The 16925-nt window shown below is 65.6% G+C and carries 13 protein-coding genes; 3 read left to right on the forward strand and 10 right to left on the reverse strand.

The window, feature by feature from the left end:
* Positions 1 to 56: 56 nt before the first annotated feature.
* The 10 genes from AC1AUD_RS04315 to AC1AUD_RS04360 all read right to left on the reverse strand — a co-directional run bounded on the left by AC1AUD_RS04315 (position 57) and on the right by AC1AUD_RS04360 (position 13442).
* On the reverse strand, positions 57 to 1394 hold the full coding sequence (locus AC1AUD_RS04315; protein WP_476572412.1) for a sensor histidine kinase: 1338 nt from the start codon (positions 1392 to 1394) through the stop codon (positions 57 to 59).
* A 106-nt stretch (positions 1395 to 1500) separates the two neighbouring features.
* Positions 1501 to 2211 carry a 5'-methylthioadenosine/S-adenosylhomocysteine nucleosidase gene (gene mtnN / locus AC1AUD_RS04320; protein ID WP_476572414.1) on the reverse strand — a complete coding sequence of 237 codons (711 nt, stop codon included), beginning with the start codon at positions 2209 to 2211 and terminating at the stop codon, positions 1501 to 1503.
* Between the two features lie 689 nt (positions 2212 to 2900).
* The gene (locus AC1AUD_RS04325; RefSeq protein ID WP_476572415.1) at positions 2901 to 4100 is read right to left on the reverse strand and encodes a 3-deoxy-7-phosphoheptulonate synthase; all 1200 of its coding nucleotides are present in this window, start codon (positions 4098 to 4100) and stop codon (positions 2901 to 2903) included.
* A 210-nt stretch (positions 4101 to 4310) separates the two neighbouring features.
* Positions 4311 to 5441 (reverse strand): 3-deoxy-7-phosphoheptulonate synthase, encoded by a 1131-nt coding sequence (locus AC1AUD_RS04330; protein ID WP_476572417.1) that lies wholly within the window; start codon positions 5439 to 5441, stop codon positions 4311 to 4313.
* A gap of 201 nt (positions 5442 to 5642) precedes the next feature.
* Complete coding sequence (locus AC1AUD_RS04335) at positions 5643 to 6989, reverse strand: C1 family peptidase (RefSeq protein WP_476572418.1); 1347 nt, start codon at positions 6987 to 6989, stop codon at positions 5643 to 5645.
* Between the two features lie 206 nt (positions 6990 to 7195).
* Positions 7196 to 8725, reverse strand: a complete 1530-nt coding sequence (locus AC1AUD_RS04340; protein WP_476572420.1) for a coiled-coil domain-containing protein — start codon at positions 8723 to 8725, stop codon at positions 7196 to 7198.
* Between the two features lie 159 nt (positions 8726 to 8884).
* A complete protein-coding gene (locus tag AC1AUD_RS04345; protein WP_476572422.1) occupies positions 8885 to 9562 on the reverse strand; it encodes a pyroglutamyl-peptidase I in 678 nt (225 codons plus the stop codon).
* A gap of 51 nt (positions 9563 to 9613) precedes the next feature.
* Complete coding sequence (locus AC1AUD_RS04350) at positions 9614 to 10495, reverse strand: IspD/TarI family cytidylyltransferase (protein WP_476572424.1); 882 nt, start codon at positions 10493 to 10495, stop codon at positions 9614 to 9616.
* A 71-nt stretch (positions 10496 to 10566) separates the two neighbouring features.
* On the reverse strand, positions 10567 to 11550 hold the full coding sequence (locus AC1AUD_RS04355) for a purine nucleoside phosphorylase YfiH/LACC1 family protein (protein ID WP_476572426.1): 984 nt from the start codon (positions 11548 to 11550) through the stop codon (positions 10567 to 10569).
* Positions 11551 to 11789: 239 nt separating this feature from the next.
* Positions 11790 to 13442 carry a U32 family peptidase C-terminal domain-containing protein gene (locus AC1AUD_RS04360; RefSeq protein ID WP_476572428.1) on the reverse strand — a complete coding sequence of 551 codons (1653 nt, stop codon included), beginning with the start codon at positions 13440 to 13442 and terminating at the stop codon, positions 11790 to 11792.
* A gap of 375 nt (positions 13443 to 13817) precedes the next feature.
* On the opposite strand from AC1AUD_RS04360, the gene nrdH reads away from it, so the two are divergent.
* The 3 genes from nrdH (at position 13818) to nrdE (ending at position 16890) form a co-directional block, all read left to right on the forward strand.
* A complete protein-coding gene (gene nrdH, locus AC1AUD_RS04365; RefSeq protein WP_476572430.1) occupies positions 13818 to 14075 on the forward strand; it encodes a glutaredoxin-like protein NrdH in 258 nt (85 codons plus the stop codon).
* Between the two features lie 17 nt (positions 14076 to 14092).
* Positions 14093 to 14602, forward strand: a complete 510-nt coding sequence (nrdI, locus tag AC1AUD_RS04370) for a class Ib ribonucleoside-diphosphate reductase assembly flavoprotein NrdI (RefSeq protein ID WP_476572577.1) — start codon at positions 14093 to 14095, stop codon at positions 14600 to 14602.
* A gap of 92 nt (positions 14603 to 14694) precedes the next feature.
* On the forward strand, positions 14695 to 16890 hold the full coding sequence (gene nrdE / locus AC1AUD_RS04375; protein ID WP_476572432.1) for a class 1b ribonucleoside-diphosphate reductase subunit alpha: 2196 nt from the start codon (positions 14695 to 14697) through the stop codon (positions 16888 to 16890).
* Positions 16891 to 16925: the final 35 nt, after the last annotated feature.

Here is a 16925-nt window from a genome sequence, read left to right on the forward strand (position 1 = left end):
CGTCCCATAGTAGTGTCTCGCCGGCGTGGGGAACCGCCGCCGAACAGGATACGTAGTTATTCGTTTGCGCGTGCGCCTGCATCCACGGACGATTCGGCCGCCTCGGGCAGTTCGATGGTGAAGGTCGACCCCTCCCCCTCGTGGGACCACACCGATATCGTGCCGCCGCAATCCTCGATGCAATGCTTGACGATGGCAAGCCCCAGACCGGTGCCGCCGGTCTGTCGGGACCTCGCCGGGTCGACGCGGTAGAAGCGTTCGAAGATGCGGCCGAGGGATTCGCGCGGAATGCCGATGCCTTGGTCGATGACGCGGATGGTCACGCTGCAATCGCCGTTTTTCTTGCGTCTGCCGCTTTCGATGGCAACGCGCACGGTGGTGCGTTCGGGCGAATAATGAATCGCGTTCTCGACCAGGTTCTTGATGGCGGTGACGATGGATTCCTCGTCGGCCATGATGGTGGGGGCGCTCCCGTCTGCGCCAGCGTCCGCGCCATCCTCTGCGGCATCTCCCGCGACAAGCGGCAGGCCTTCCCCATCCAAGGAGAGCCGCAGCTCGATGCCCTTGCCCTCGGCCTGCACCACATTCTCGGCGATCGCCTCGCGCGCCACGGCAAGCACATCAAGCGGCTTGGCGTCGATGACAGCGCGGGCGGTCTGCGCCTTCTGCAAGTCGATGAGGCGATGGACCAGTTCGGTGAGACGTTCGGATTCCTTGGTGATTCGCCCGGCGAAATACCGCACGGCCTCCGGGTCGTCGGAGGCATCGGAGACGGTTTCGGCGAGCAGGGAAATCGCACCGGCCGGGGTTTTGAGCTCGTGCGAGACATTGGTCACGAAATCGCGGCGCATCGCCTCGAAACGGCGTTGTTCGCTGGTGTCATGCAGGAACAGCGCGATCAGACCATCGCCGATCGAAGCGGCACGCACCTTGAGGTAGAGCATGTCCGAGGGCGCGGCCTCGCCGGCCTGCACGCCCCGCCCGCTGTGCTCGAGGCGGGCTGCGGGGTCAAGCGGCATGCTCACCTCGCGTTCCCGCATCTGACCGTCGCCGGCCACCTGGGCAAGCAGGTCGCCAAGCTCCACGGAGACGACGCGCCCGGAATCGATCAAGCCGAATGCGCGCGCACCGGGGCTTACATAGCGCATCCGTCCACCGGCGTCGGCGATGATCAGCTCATCGGGCATCACGCGCGCCACGGACTCGCCGACCTGGCGATCGAACACGCCGGGAAGCGAGCCGTCACCGGCCGTCGACAAAGCGAAGGCCGGCGAAACAGCGGAGGAGGCTGCGCGTTCGGCCCGCTCCCCCGCCTCGCGCCCGCGCGCATAGGCGATGGCCGCGCTTGCCACCGCGACCAGCACGAGCCCCAAGGCCATCCACACCCAGTCCATGCCGCACCTCGTTTTCGCCGGAACGCTCCCAGCCTAATCCGACACGGCCGTGGCGCACCGAAAAAACTACGTAAGTTCAACCACTGTTCATCTGAGTGGCGGGGAGCTACAGCCGACGCACGATGTCGAGGGTCAAGCGCGCCGCCGTATTCGCATATTCAGAGATATCGAACTCCTTGAACACCTCGTAATCGGTGTCGGCGTTGTCCGACAGCGCTCGGATCACCAGCGCCGGCACATCGTTGCGGGCCGCGACATGCGCGACGGCCGCGCCTTCCATCTCCACGCAGTCCGCGCCGGTCGAGGCCTTGACCTCGGCGCATTTGGCCGGCGTGTCCACGAAGTAGTTGCCGGAGGCGATGGTGCCGACGATATGCGTGATGCCGGCGGCCTCAAGCGCCTGGCGGGCCACGTCGATCAGATGCGCGTCGGAGTGGAACTCCTCGATCGGAGCCTTCTCCTCGCCTGGCTTCCACTGGCCGACCAGACGCATATCGGTGTCGAGGTAGCGCAGCGTGCCGCCCAGCACCACATCGTCGATATGCAGATCCTTGTTGAGGTTGCCGGCGATGCCCGAGAAGATCACGGCATCCGGCGCATAGGCGTCGATCAGGCGCTGCGTGGTGGCCGCGGCGTTGACCAGTCCCATGCCGCCGACGGTGGCCACGACCGTGACCTGCTTCCCCGCGTTCGTCGTCACCGTGCCCCGGCTCACTGTGAGGCTTGCCGCATGCTCTTGCTCAAGCCCTTCGAGGGATGCGCCGATTAGCGCCACCTCCTCGTCCAATGCTCCGATGATTGCGATGGTTGTCGTCATGCTGCGCCTCTCCTCGTGTCCTTGGCCGCCGCCTGCTGTCGTCATGTCCATTGCCGTCAACAGTTGGCGGATTGGGCGAACAGTTGGCGGCCCTGTTCGTGTTCCGCCATCCGATTTCGTTGGTATGGCAAGCCATTGTATCGCCGAACCGCCTTGAGGTCCGCCAACTGTCCGTCCAATCCGCCAACTGTTCGCCGCGAGACCCACTGGGCATGTTCCCACAACGTTCCCGACCATCCCAGCCAGAGCAATCGGCATGAATTGTGTACTCGAGCCAAGAATTGTGTACCCATGCCGCCGCACGGGCACCAGAATGTCGCTGTTTTTACTGGTCAATTCAGGAAAGAGGTACACAATTCTTAAGTCAAGTACACAATTTTTTACTTAACCCACAATTCTGGCCATGAGGTAGCGGCAACACAGGGAGTGACGGGTTGAATGCAGCCATCGCGAAAGAAAGACAATGCAAGTCGCTGGATCTGGCCTGCATGGAAGTGGGATTTCTGGAATCCACATGCAAAACCCTTGAAAGAAAAGACAAAGCAGGCGTGCGGACGCAGGTGGCTTTTGGCCTTGGCGATGCCGCACACCGCTGTGCCGTCCCTCCATTGTGCCTGAGGCTTCGCGGGGCAGACGCTTTTGCTCAGCATATGAGACCGGAGGCCTCTGAGAGGAATCGCCCCATTCATTCAGCGGAAACGACGCCGGCGCGTGTCCACGGCCTCGGCGAGCTCGCGCAGCAACGCCTCGGTGTCGGGCCATGAAATGCAGCGGTCGGTGATCGAGCGGCCATAGACAAGGCTGTCGAGAGGAGCGGCGGATTGATTGCCTCCTTCGATGAAGCTTTCCATCATGATGCCGCTGATGCCCTGCTCGCCGTCGGCCAGGCGCGAGGCGATCTCGCGCACGACGGCCGCCTGGCGATGTTCGTCCTTGCCGGAATTGCCATGCGAGCAGTCGATGATCAGACCGTGCGCGGCGGCCGAATCGGCGGGCATCTCGGCGCGGATGTCCTCCATGGCCTTGGCCACGGAGGCGGCGTCATAGTTCGGCCCATGGCTGGAACCACGCAGCACCACATGGCAGTCGGGGTTGCCGAGCGTCTGCACCGAGCACGCGCGCCCCATGTGGTCGATGCCGAAGAAGGCATGGCGCTGGGCGGCGGAATAGCAGCCGTTGAGCGCGGCCTTGACCGAGCCGTCGGTGGCGTTCTTGAAGCCGACCGGCATCGACAGACCACTGGCCAGCTGGCGGTGGATCTGCGATTCGGTGTTGCGTGCGCCGATCGCCCCCCAGCTCACCGCGTCGGCGATGAACTGCGGGCTGGTCGGTTCGAGGAATTCGGTGGCGGCCGCAAGCCCGGTGCCAAGCACGTCGAGCAGCACTCGGCGAGCGAGCAGCAGCCCCTTCTTGATGTTGTGCGAGCCATCGATGTCCGGATCGTTGATCAGACCCTTCCAGCCGATCGTGGTGCGGGGCTTCTCGAAATAGACGCGCATGACGATCAGCAGCTGTTCGCCGAGCTCGTCCTTGAGGCGCGCCAAGCGACGGGCATAGTCGAGCGCCGCCTTGGGATCATGCACCGAGCAGGGGCCGACGATGACCAGCAGACGATCGTCCATGCCGGTCAGGCATGCGCGGATCTCGTCACGCGAGTAGGCGACGATCTCCTGCGCGGCCTCGTCAAGCGGCATGTCGGTGAGGACCTGGGCAGGCGTGGGCAACGGCTCAAGTTCGATGACACGACGGTTGATGATGCGGTTGACGCCGACCTGATCCTCCCAGCGGGGCACATCGGTTGCCACCAGCGGATTCTTGCCCTCGTCCATGGCCTGTTTGATGGCCAGCAGTTCGGCGGGCGTGTTCAGCGGGTCGACGTTCGCGGTCATGGTTCTCGGGTCCTCTCCTCAGACGGTCTTACCCAAGAGTACCCCTGTCCGGGAAACGAGCCGCCCCCATCGGAGGAAACAGCCGTCACCCGATAAGCCGCCTCGGAACGTAACATGCATTTGCACACCATGGTCAAGGAGCTGTCACCGCTTAAGCGAAATGGCGGAATGCCGCCTGCCCCGACAAAAGGACAGCTCGCCTATCCGCGATCAGCGCGCGCGACGGGCCTCGACCGCGTCGGCCAGCGTGTGCAGCAATTCGGCCGTGCGGTCCCATGGCACGCACGAGTCGGTGACGGACTGGCCATAGACCAGCTGGTCCAGCGGCGCGGGCTTCTGATGCCCCGAGACCAGGAAGCTCTCCATCATCACGCCGAGGATGCCCTGTTCGCCGGCCGCGACGCGTTCGGCGATCTCCTCGACGACCTCGGCCTCGCGCACCTCGTCCTTGCCGCAGTTGCCATGCGCCGCGTCGATGACGAGCCCATGCTCGCTCGGCCCGGAGGCCTTCGACGCCTTGAGCGCGGCCAATGCCTCGGCCACGGACTGCGCGTCATAATTCGGCCCATGGCTGGAGCCACGCAGCACCAGATGGCAGTCGGGATTGCCCTTGGTCTCGGCCGAAATCACACGGCCGTCAAGATTGATGGACAGGAAATGATGCTCGAAGGCGGCGGCATAGCACGAATCGGCGGCCGGTTTGATCGAACCATCGGTCGCGTTCTTGAAGCCGACCGGCATCGACAGGCCGGAGGCCAGCTCGCGGTGCACCTGCGATTCGGTGTTGCGCGCGCCGATCGCGCCCCAGGAGATCAGGTCGCAGATATACTGCGGGGTGATCGGATCGAGCCATTCGGTCGCGGTCGGCAATCCCATCGCCAGCACATCGGTCAGCACCTTGCGCGCCAGGAACATGCCCTTGCGGATGTCGAACTGACCGTTCAAATCGGGATCATTGATCAGGCCCTTCCAGCCGATCGTGGTGCGCGGCTTCTCGAAATACACTCGCATGACGATGAGCAGGCGGTCCTTGAGCTCGCGCTGCACGGCGGCGAGCTTCTCCGCGTATTCGTGCGCCGCCTTGGGATCATGGATCGAGCAGGGGCCGACGATCACCAGCAGACGGTCGTCGCGCCCGTGCAGCACATCGCGGATCTCCTGGCGCGAGCGCAGCACCAGATCGCTGGCCTCGTCGGTCAGCGGCAGTTCCTTGAGGAACGCGCGGGGCGCGGGAATCGGGTCCAACTGACGGATATTGACGTCGACGGTTTCGGGAAAGACGGCCTGGTCCCCCAATCGCCGCTCATCCTCGGAACTATCCGGTCCACGCAATGCCGACATGCCGCTCTCCTTTCTCATCGACGGCGGATATACGAAAACCCCACCATAGCTGGTGGGGTTCGTTTTCCCAACTTGGGTACCGGGTTATGGAATGGAGCGCGCTACTTGGCAGCCGCCTGTCGGCGGGAAGTCGGGAAAACAGTCCACAGGACTGTTTTCTTTATCCGACTTCTAGCCTTGGCAGGCACGCGGAGCGTGCCCTTATGCCAAGGCTCCCATCGGATCCCACGCCGGAAGCATGGTGGCGGGCTCGGTGAGGGCGGCCTGCATGTCCTCGGGGAGGAGCGCCTTGGGGACGGCGACCTCGTAGACGTATTCGGTGAACCAGTCGTCGGACATGGTGAAGTAGCCCTTGTCGGCGATCTTGTCGCCCCAGGAGTTCTCGACGCGCCAACGGCGGGTGGTGGTGCCGTCCTCGGCCACGTCGACGCCCACGAAGGCCATCGCATGGTTCATCGCGGAATCGGCGAAGCGCACACGCGCCTCCTTGTCGAGGTCGAAATCCACGTCGTAGACCTTGCCATACTCGAACAGGTCGGTCGCCCACGCGCCGTTCTCGCGGTCCATCATCGGATGGCAGTCGGCGCCGAACCACACCGGGATGCCCTGCTCGACGAGGATGCGGCGCACGAGGTCCTTCATGAGCTGCACGTCGACGTTGAGGTATTCGGTCGGGTCGCCGCCCGCGACATTGCCCAGATGCTCGATGCCGATCTTCTTGCCCTTGGCGTGCTCCTGGCGCGGATCGTCCACCAGGCACACATAGCTTTCGAGGTCGGCCGAGCCGACGTACTTCTTCCAGAACTCGACCGGCGTGATCTCGCCGTCGCGGTGGAATTCGCCGTCCGCGTCGGTCCACTCCCAGTCGAAGGAGACCGGCGGCTCGCCAAGGTGGATCGTGAGGATGCGGTGGCCGGCGGCGCGCGTCTCGGCGATGATGTTTTCGATCGCGGCGGCGTCACCGTTCGCGGCATACATATGCGCGATGGCGGTGTGCAGCAGGCGGCGCAGCTGCACGTTCATCTCGCCGGTGTTCTTCGACGACTCGGTCTCCGGGAACAGGTCCTTCGGCACGGCGCCATACTTCTTGTAGACGTTCATCGCCATCGTCCACTGGCCGCCGTCGCCCATCACGTCGGCGAGCAGATGCTGGATCAGGCGGGAGTCGGAGGGCTCGCCGGCGAGCACGAGGGCGGCCACATCCTGCAGGAAGTAGTTGACGCGCTCGAGCTTGTCGAAATACATCGCGTAGTTCTGGGAGAACTCGAACTCCTTCAGGTTCATGTTCTTCTTGGCGACGAAGCGCGCGACGTTGAGCGAGCTGAACAGCCAGCAGCGGCCGGAGCGGTCCTGGTGGGTGGCGGTGCCGTTGTCGACGATCGTGGAGAAGCGGCGCTGCATGAGGCGGGCGCGGTCATAGTTGCGCGCCACCTTGTCGATGCCGGCGGCGGTCACCGCGTTCATCGCCAGACGGTTCGTCCCGTCGGCCTTGAATTCGTCGTTGAGCGCGGCGAGCGCGTCGCCGGTGAGCGGCTTCAGTTCGGTCATGGTGCTCCTCTCGTTGGATGCGTTCGGTGATGTGCCGCTGGGGCACTTCGGATACCGATACGAGTCTAGTGCCCCGCCTGACAGAAACGGCTTGCCGATATGACGGGGCCCGCCCGCCGTTCCGCCGGATGGCGGCGGAGCGGTCAGGCGGGTCCGTGTCCGGATCTTGCGGAACGAGGTCCTTATATATCGGTATCGGCCGTATCTCAGCCCTCGGCCTGGCCGTCGTCCGATTCACCGTCCGACTGTCCGGCGTGGTTCTCCGCATCGGCCCCGGCGTCCGCGCCATCATTGCCGTTAGCCTCAGCCGAGGCATCGTCGGCCGAGAATTCGACCGTCTCGGCCGCGTCGCCGTCGGTTTGGCCTTCGGCACCGGCGCCCGGGACGTCGTCCGGTTCGTTCGACGACGCCGCCGGATCGTCCTCGGCGTCCGGCGCGACGGCGTTGAGCACCGGCAGACTGTCATTGGGCGCGTCGGCGCCAAGGAACCCGCCGAACGCCTGGGAGAACATGGCCCGCAGCTCGCCCACCCGCTGGGTGATGGCGGCCTCCCGCTGCTGCAGCCGGGCGATGTGCTCGTTGAGCCCGTCGATCTCCTCCTGGGCCGCGGCGCGCCGCTCCTCGACCTGACGGTCCACGTCCTCGTTGGCCTTGCGCACGATGTCGGCGGCCTGTTCGTCGGCTTCGCGGCGTCTGTCGGCCGCATACGATTCGGCCGCCTCGCGCACATCCCTGGCCTGGGCGATGAGTTCGTCGACCTCCTGCTGGGCGTCCGCGCGCCGCTGCTCGAGACCGGCCAGCATCTCGTTGACCTTCGCGGTGGCCTCGTCCTGCTGGGCCGCCACGTCGGCGCGGATCTGCTCGACTTCGGCGCTCACCTGGCTCATCGTGGAGGTTCGGCTCACCTCGGCCTCGTCCGTGATCTCCTGGGCCTTCGCGCGGGCGGCGTCGACGATCTCACCGGCCTGGCGCTGCGCGTCGGTGGTCATCTTCGACACCTGCTCGCGCACATCGGCGAGCTTCTTGTTCGCCTCGGCGAGCGCCGACTCGATCTGATCGTTGGCCTCGGACTTGAGTCTCGCCACCTCCTCGTTGGCGGCTTTGCGCTGATCGGCGACCTGCTGCGTGGCTTCGGCGCGCATATCCGCGATTTCACGTTCCTGGGCGGCACGTTCCGCGGCGAGCTGCTTGTCGTGTTCCTCGCGCAGATTGGTCAGTTCCAGCGAAAGCGTCTGACGCTGCTCGGTGGCCGCCTTCGTGGTCTCGTTCCTGAGTTTCTCCGCTTCCTCGTTGGCATTGGCCGAAATGCCGGCCGCCTCGCCGCGCGCCTGTTCCAAGGCCTCGCCCGCCTTGGCGTTCGCCTCGTCGAGGATGTGCTGCGCGTCGAGCTTGGCGTTGTTGATCAGCGTGGACGCCTGGGATTGGGCCGTCGCGCGCGTCGCCTCGGCATCCTGCTTGGCGCGTTCCAGCAACTCGGTGCTGGTCTGTTCGGCGGAGGCGAGCATCTGTTGGGCGTTCGCGCCCAGCGATGCGAAGGAATTGCCGCCGGCCTGGCTTTTGGCCTCCTGCAGCTGGGCCTGCAACTGGAGGATGCGATCGTCGCCGGCCTTGACCTGTTCGCGCATGCGCTCGACCGTGAGCTGCGCCTGCCGGACGCCTTCCTGCGCCGACTCGAGGGCCTGGTCGACCTTCGCCTTGTCATATCCCCTGAGCACCACCGGGAAACGATCCGCCATCTATCCGTTCCTTTCCGCGTGTCATCGCGCATCCGCCACGCGCCGCCATGCCGGCGCGACCATTCGCACTCTAACTCAGCGCGCGGGCCCGCGGCGGCGTCTGCGGCCAATCCACACAACCCATGCCAAAGAAAGACGGGACGAAAACGAAAACAATCCTCAATCGAGCAGGATGCTGCCGCTGGACGGGCGCATGTGGTAGCGCAGCGTCTCGCGCACCACGTTGCGGCAGGCCGCGATCTGCTGCGCCAGCGGCAGGCCGTGCTGCGGATGCGGCTCCTCGTTGACCAGCGGGAAGCTCACGAAGCCGGAGAGCACGCGTTCCTGTCGCGAGGTCCAGTTGAGCAGGTTGTAGAACAGCGAGTTGCACACGAAGGTGCCGGCGTCCGAGCTCAGCGTGGCCGGGATGCCGTCGCGCGCGAAGTCCTTGAGGATGGCGCGCAGCGGCAGGCGGGTCCAATACGCGGCCGGACCGTCTGGGTCGATCGGCTCGCGCCTCGGGGTGGCGTTGTCGGCGTCGGGGCGCGCCGTGTCCATGAGGTTCGTGGCGCAGCGTTCCAGCATCATGCCGCGCGCCGCGCGTTTGAGGCCGGTGGCCACGACGACGTCCGGCTTGGTCGCCTCGATGGTCTCGAGCAACGTGGGCCAGGCGTTGGCGAAACTGACGGGAAGGCTCACCGCGTTAATCGACACGTTCAGACCGCCCAATGGATCGTTCGCGCCCCGGGAGGGCCCCAGCCCCTGTTCGGCGAGCGCATGCGCCACCTCGGCCGAGGGATTGACCTCGATGCCGTCGTAGTGGTCGAAGCCGGAGATCACGACGTTGAGCTGCTGCATATTCACCCAGTGTAGCCGCCCGGACGCGCGGGCGTCGATGGGCCGACGCGCTCAGTGACGCAGGTCTGCGAACGCCTGTCCCAGGACCGCGTGCATGCGGGCGCGCACGGCCTCCTTGTCGGCGTGCGCGGCGGAACGGGCCAGCGGGTCGAGGGCCTCCCCATCGGCGATGTCGGCCCCGTCCGCACTGCCGCCGTCGAGCAGCGCATGCGCGATGCCCTCTGCCACGGGCAGGTCGGCGCGCGTGGTGATCTTGAGGTTCGTCTCGGCGCCGTCGACGATGGCCACCGGCTCGTCGGGCAGATAGTCGACGACGACGCGCGTGTCGTCGGTCGGATGGAACTGCGGATCGGCAGAGGCGAGCTCGTAGGCCCGGCGGATCGTGTCGAAACGGAATGCCTGCGGCGTCTGCGCGCGGAAGGTGTGGGGCCGCTCGGGCACGGAGCGCACGACTTTGCGTCCTTCGCGGAATTCGGTGAGCAGTATTGTGTCGGTGCTCGCATAGGCGACGGTCGCGGCGTTCAATTCGTCGAGCGCGTCGATGCAGCCGTCGATGGAGGACTGGGAGACGAAGGGACGCACGGCGTCATGGATCAGCACCTTGGCGTCGCCCGGAATCCCCGCGCCGGCGAGCGCATCCAGCGCGGCCCCGGTGCTGTCGACGCGCTCGGCGCCGCCGTTGACGATCATGCGCACCTTGGGATATCCGGCCTCGTCGATCAGTCGCTCGACGCTCGGACGCACGGAGGGGTTGACGACGACGATCGCGTCGGTGACGCGCGGATTGGCTTCGAACGCCTCGATCGACCAGCAGATGATCGGCTTGCCGCCCACGGAGACGAGCTGCTTGGGGTTATCGGGGTCGAATCGTGTGCCGAAGCCGGCGGCCAGCACGACCGCGACGACCGGCGCGTTGTGATTTCTTTCGCTCATAGTGACTTCCACTCTAGGCCCGCACCCCGTTTGCGGCGGCCGCGTGCGGGGCGTTCTGCACGGAATCCGCCTCAGGCGCGCACGATCAGCGCAAGCATCCGGCCCTCGTTGCCTTGTCCGGCGAGCGAGGCGCGGCGATGCGAATACCACAGCGGGTTCTCGAGCGTGCACATGCCGCGGCGCAGTTCTGCGAGGCGTTCGGGCAGCGAACCGCCCTCGCCGTCCGATTCGCACAGCTCGGTCAGTTCGGCGTCCTCGGAAAGGTATTGGGTCGCGGCGGCCACGCGGGCACGCGAGGGGATGACGTTGTCGGCGGGGATGCCCGCGGCGGCGAGTTCGGCGAGCGCGGCCGCGCTGAGATCGACGCCGGGCCCGCCGAAGCGGGTCAGTCGGAAGGTGCCGGGGAACTGCGCGTCGAACTCGTCGGCGATCTGGTCTCCGGTCTCGTAGCAGTCGCCGCATATCGCCGGCCCCAGGGTGGCGACGATGCGGCTTGGATCGGCGCCCTTGGAGCGCATGAGCTCGACGGTCGCGCCGATGACGCCGCGCTGCAGACCGAGGCGCCCGCAGTGAGCCGCGCCGATGACGCCGGTGATCGGATCGGCCATGAGCACGGGCAGGCAGTCGGCGGCGAACATGCCGAGGGCGATGCCAGTGCGGCCGGTCACCTGCGCGTCGGCCTCGATGACGGTGGGGTGCATCGCGGCGCCCTGCGTGCCCGAGGCGTCGAAGCCGAAGGGTGCGTTGGTCTCGAAGATCGGGTCGATGTCCACCGCGGTGCCGGAATGGACCTGGCAGATCAGGGACAGCGGCGCGCCGATGGCCCGGGACAGCGCCTCGCGGTTGGCGAGCACGGCCGACGGGCTGTCGCCTGATTTGCCGCCCATGTTGCAATTGGCATATCCGCCGGCGCTCACGCCGCCGAGGCGCGTCGTGTAGACGACCTTGACGCCCGGCGCAAGCGCCACCGGAATCGTCACCGGGATGGGCCTGCCCTCCTTGTCCGTGGGGCTTACGCTGTTGCTGTCGAGAATCGCGTCATCGTATTGCGTCATACCAGCCATCGTAGCCGCCCCGGACGCATCCAGCCACCCCGCGCCGAACCGCATCGAGTACGTTTCTGCGCAGTCCGACGATATCTATGCGCAGAATCGTACGTTGAGCCCACGCAGGAGTACGGTTCTGCGCATACCGTTCGTCAGGCTGCGCAGAAACGTACTCCTAGGCCGCGTGAGCGTACGTTTGTGCGCATACCATCCGTCGGACTGCTCAGAAACGTACCGGAGGAATACCGTTACTCGGCCTTGAGCGTCGGGCGCTTGGTGCGGGAACGGATCGCGGCGTTGACCGGCACCTCGTGCGGGCAGGGCATCGAGAACACGTGCGCCGGATTGTTGATCGCGGGGACCGGCTCTCCATCCGCGTCGCGCAATCCGTCGGCCGGCACCTCGTAGACGAGCGGCGGCTCGCCCGGCAGCAGGAATTCGACCATCTGCCCCGGCTCGATTTTGTTGCGGCTCATCAGCGTGACCCGCCCGCCGTCCTCCGGACTCCACGACAGCACCTCGCCGACGACGAGCCACGCGCGGAAATAGGCGGAGCGGTCGGTGTTCTGCGTGACCTTGTGCGACGGATAGTAGAAGCCGGTCGAATAGTCGCGGTGCGCCACCTTGTCCGGTTCCTCGAGCAGCCATTCGGGCAGCTCGACATGCGGGGCGGGGCGGACGGGCGCATGCCGCCAGCCTTCCGCCGGGCGCCCCGTGGTGCCCCAGTCGTCGTCGGCGCGTCCCGGTGTCGCAGCCATCGCGAACGGCGCGGCCGACGAACGGTTGGCCTTGCGACGGGTGGCGCCGGCCATATCCGCGCGGTCATCGGTTGCGGCTTGCGCGGGCCGCGCAGGCGTCTGGCCATCAATCTCGGCCATATCCGCCCCCGGCTCGCCCGGCACACCGGCGAAGGCGCCGTCGGCGCAAGTCATCGCTTCGTCCGGCGCCGCGCATAGCGCCTCCCAATCCGGGTCGTCCGGCCGCGCCACGCGGTCATGGAAGGGCTTGAGCACCGCTCCCGACTCATCCTCGAAGCCGCGCTGCACCATATACGCGTTGACCGCGGTTTTGTAGGCATTGGTCATCGCGGCGATGTAATACGCCGACTTGGAGCGTCCCTCGATCTTGAGGCTCGTCGCGCCCGAGTCGATGAGGTCGTCGATATGCGGCAGCATGCACATATCCTGCGAATTGAACAGGTAGGCGCCCTCCGAGGTCTGTTCGATCGGGAAGTACTGGCCGGGGCGCTTCTCCTCGACGATCGAATACTTCCAACGGCACGGCTGCGCGCATTCGCCGTGGTTGCCGTCGCGGCCGGTCAGATAGTTGGAGAACAGGCAGCGCCCGGAGAAGGCCATGCACATCGCGCCATGCACGAAGCATTCGATGTCCATGCCCTCGGGAATGCGCGCGCGGATATCGCGCACGGCCTCGATATCCATTTCGCGGGCGAGCACGACGCGGCGCGCGCCGAGTTCGTAGAGTGCCTGGGCGGCGCCGTAGTTGGTGACGCCCGCCTGCGTGGAGACGTGCAGTTCGAGTTCGGGGGCGATTCGGCGGGCCATCATAAGCACGCCGATGTCGGTGACGATCAGCGCGTCGACGCCGGTGTCCTTGAGATCGCCGAGATAAGAGCGCAGCGCCTCGACCTCGTCGTTGCGCGGCAGCACATTGCAGGTCACGTAGACGCGCGCGCCGCGGGCATGGGCGTATCGCGCGCCCTCCTCGAAGTCCTCGAGCGAGAGGTTCTTCGGCGCCGAGCGCATGCCGAAGGCCTTGCCGCCGCAGTAGACGGCGTCCGCGCCATAGTCGACGGCGGTTTTCAATCCCCTGAGATTGCCGGCGGGGGCCAGCACCTCCGGCTTGCGCCGAGCGCGCATCCGGGCTCCGTTCTGTGTCATGGAACGTAAGTCTATCGGTGGGGCCGCCCGCCGCATGCTGCGTCGCTGCGGGCCGCATCCGTGCGTTCTATGCCGCTGCGGGCTTGGCCGGACGCGAAGTATGTGATCTCGCGCACAGCGGCGGCGTGATGATGGCCACATTCGCCGCCTGTGCCACGCACACACCGACCCTAGATATGGGATGCGCGGCAAGTCGGCGAACCCCAGGCATTCCAGCTGCGCACTAGCGTGATGGCCATCATCCGCACATATCCACAAACCACTAGATATAGTGCCCACAACCGCAACACACCCCTACAAACAGTGCCTTGCCCTCAAATCGCAGCCGTGTAGTCTAAAGCGCGTCACCACCCATCGCTCGAACCCGGAGGGGCCATGTCCGTCACCGTCTACACCAAACCGTCCTGCCCGCAATGCAACGCCACCAAGCGCCAGCTCGACAAGCAGGGCATCGCCTATGACGTGGTCGACATCGCCAGCACTCCCGGCGCCCTCGAGACGCTGCAGGCCGCCGGTTTCCGCCAGGCACCGGTCGTCATCACCGACTCCGATTCCTGGACCGGCTACCGCCCGGACAAAATCAAGGCCCTTGCCGCCGCCCGCGCCGACACCAACACGACGGTGTCCGCGTGAGCAAAACCGAGAACCCCATGACCTCCGCGGCCGAGGCGCCCAGCGCCCCGGACCAGCCCGCCAAGCCCAGCGTTCCCGAACGCCCCGCCACCGACGGGCGCGCAATCGGCGCGGTCGTCTACTTCTCCTCCGCCTCCGAAAACACGGCGCGCTTCGTCGCCAACTGCCGACTCGAGGAGGAGGGAATCGACGTCTACCGCATCCCCCTGCGCCCCGCCGATCCGCCGCTCGACGTGCGCGAACCGTATGTGATCATGGTTCCGACCTACGGCGGCGGCAACGCGAAGAAAGCGGTGCCGGTGCAGGTCAAGAAATTCCTCAACGACCCGGGGAACCGACGCTGGATACGCGGCGTCATCGCCTCCGGCAACACGAACTTCGGCGAGGCCTTCTGCGCGGCCGGCGACATCATCTCGAAGAAATGCGCGGTGCCGTTCCTCTATTACTTCGAGCTCATGGGAACGCCGGAGGACGTGACGAAGGTGCGCAAGGGCATCGTCGATTTCTTCCACAACCACGCCGAATAGCCGGATCAGCCCGTTCCCAACCCAAATAACCGCTTGCCATCGCGGCATCCGACGCGACGGCACTTCCACCCGACCCCAGAATCGAGAAGCCTATGGCCATCACCGACTCCACCGCCCTGAACATGGACCGCACGGCAGACACCGCGACCGGCCCCTACGACCCGGCGCACGACTACCACGCGCTCAACGCGATGCTCAACCTCTACGACGCCGACGGCAAAATCCAGTTCGACAAGGACAAGGCCGCCGAGCGCGAATACGTGACCGGACACGTCGCGACGAACACCATCGCGTTCCCCACCGTCGCCATGCGGCTCGACTACCTCATCAAGAACCACTATTACAACGGCGAGGTCTTCGCGCAGTACTCCCCCGAATTCCTCGACTCGTTCTACGCGCACGTCGCCTCCCTCGGCTTCGAATTCGACACCTTCCTCGGCGCGTTCAAGTTCTACTCCTCCTACGCGCTGAAGACCTTCGACGGCAAGCGATATCTCGAGGACTTCCCGCAGCGCGCGGCCGCCGTGGCGCTCGAACTCGCCGCCGGCGACGAAACGATGGCGATCCGCGTGGCCGACGAGATCATCTCCGGCCGCTTCCAGCCCGCCACACCGACCTTCCTGAATCTCGGCAAGGCGCAGCGCGGCGAGGCCGTCTCCTGCTTCCTGCTGCGCATCGAGGACAATATGGAATCGATCTCGCGCGGCATCAACGCGGCCCTGCAGCTCTCCAAGCGCGGCGGCGGCGTGGCGCTGCTGCTGACCAACCTGCGCGAGCTCGGCGCGCCGATCAAGCACATCGAGAACCAAAGCTCCGGCGTCATCCCCGTGATGAAGCTGCTCGAGGACTCCTTCTCCTACGCCAACCAGCTCGGCGCACGCCAGGGCGCCGGCGCCGTCTACCTCAACGCGCACCACCCCGACATCCTGCGCTTCCTCGACACCAAGCGCGAGAACGCCGACGAGAAGATCCGCATCAAATCGCTGGCCCTCGGCGTCGTCATCCCCGACATCACCTTCGAACTGGCCAAGAAGAAGGCGCCGATGGCGCTGTTCTCGCCCTACGACGTCGAGCGCGTCTATGGCAAGCCCTTCGCCGACATCTCCGTGACCGAGAAATACGACGAGATGGTGGCCGACGACCGCATCACGAAGACCTACATCGACGCGCGCGAGTTCTTCATGACCATCGCCGAGCTGCAGTTCGAGTCGGGCTACCCCTACATCATGTTCGAGGACACCGTCAACCGCGCCAACCCGATCGAGGGGCGCGTGACCATGTCGAACCTGTGCTCCGAGATCCTGCAGGTGCAGGAGGCGAGCACGTTCGCCGAGGACCTGTCGTTCGCGCATGTCGGCCGCGACATCTCCTGCAACCTCGGCTCCCTCAACATCGCCAAGGCCATGGACGGCGGGCTCGCCGACACGGTAGAGACCGCGATCCGCGCGCTGACCTCCGTGGCCGAGCACACGTCGATGGACTGCGTGCCGTCGATCCGCCGCGGCAATGAGGAGGGCCACGCGATCGGCCTCGGTCAGATGAACCTGCACGGCTTCCTCGCCCGCGAGCACATCCATTACGGTTCCGAGGAAGGCCTCGACTTCACCGATATGTATTTCATGACGGTCGCCTATCACGCCTACCGCGCCTCGCACGCGCTGGCCGTCGAGCGCGGGCGCGCCTTCCGTTCGTTCGCCAGCTCCGCCTATGCCAAACCGGCGGGGCAGGGGAATTATTTCGATAAATACACCGACGGACGGCGGTCCTTGGAGCCCCGCACCGCGCGTGTGCGCGAACTCTTCGCCTCGCGCGGCATCCATATCCCCACCGTCGCCGATTGGGAGGCGCTGCGCGACGATATCCTGCGCGACGGCATCTACAACCAGAACCTGCAGGCCGTGCCGCCCACCGGATCGATCTCCTATATCAACCACTCCACCTCCTCGATCCACCCGATCGCCTCGAAGATCGAGATCCGCAAGGAAGGCAAGATCGGCCGCGTCTACTATCCGGCCGCCTACATGACCAACGACAACCTCGAGTATTACAAGGACGCCTACGAGATCGGCTGGCAGAAGATCGTCGACACCTACGCCGAGGCGACCCAGCACGTCGACCAAGGCCTGTCGCTCACGCTCTTCTTCCCCGACACCGCCACCACCCGAGACCTCAACAAAGCGCAGATCTACGCCTGGCGCAAAGGCATCAAGACGCTCTATTACATCCGCATCCGGCAGACGGCGCTTGAGGGCACCGAAGTCCAAGGCTGCGTTTCCTGCATGCTCTGACGACATATCCGCAATCGTTTGACTTCTTTTAACGA

The organism is Bifidobacterium sp. LH_730, from assembly GCF_056355835.1.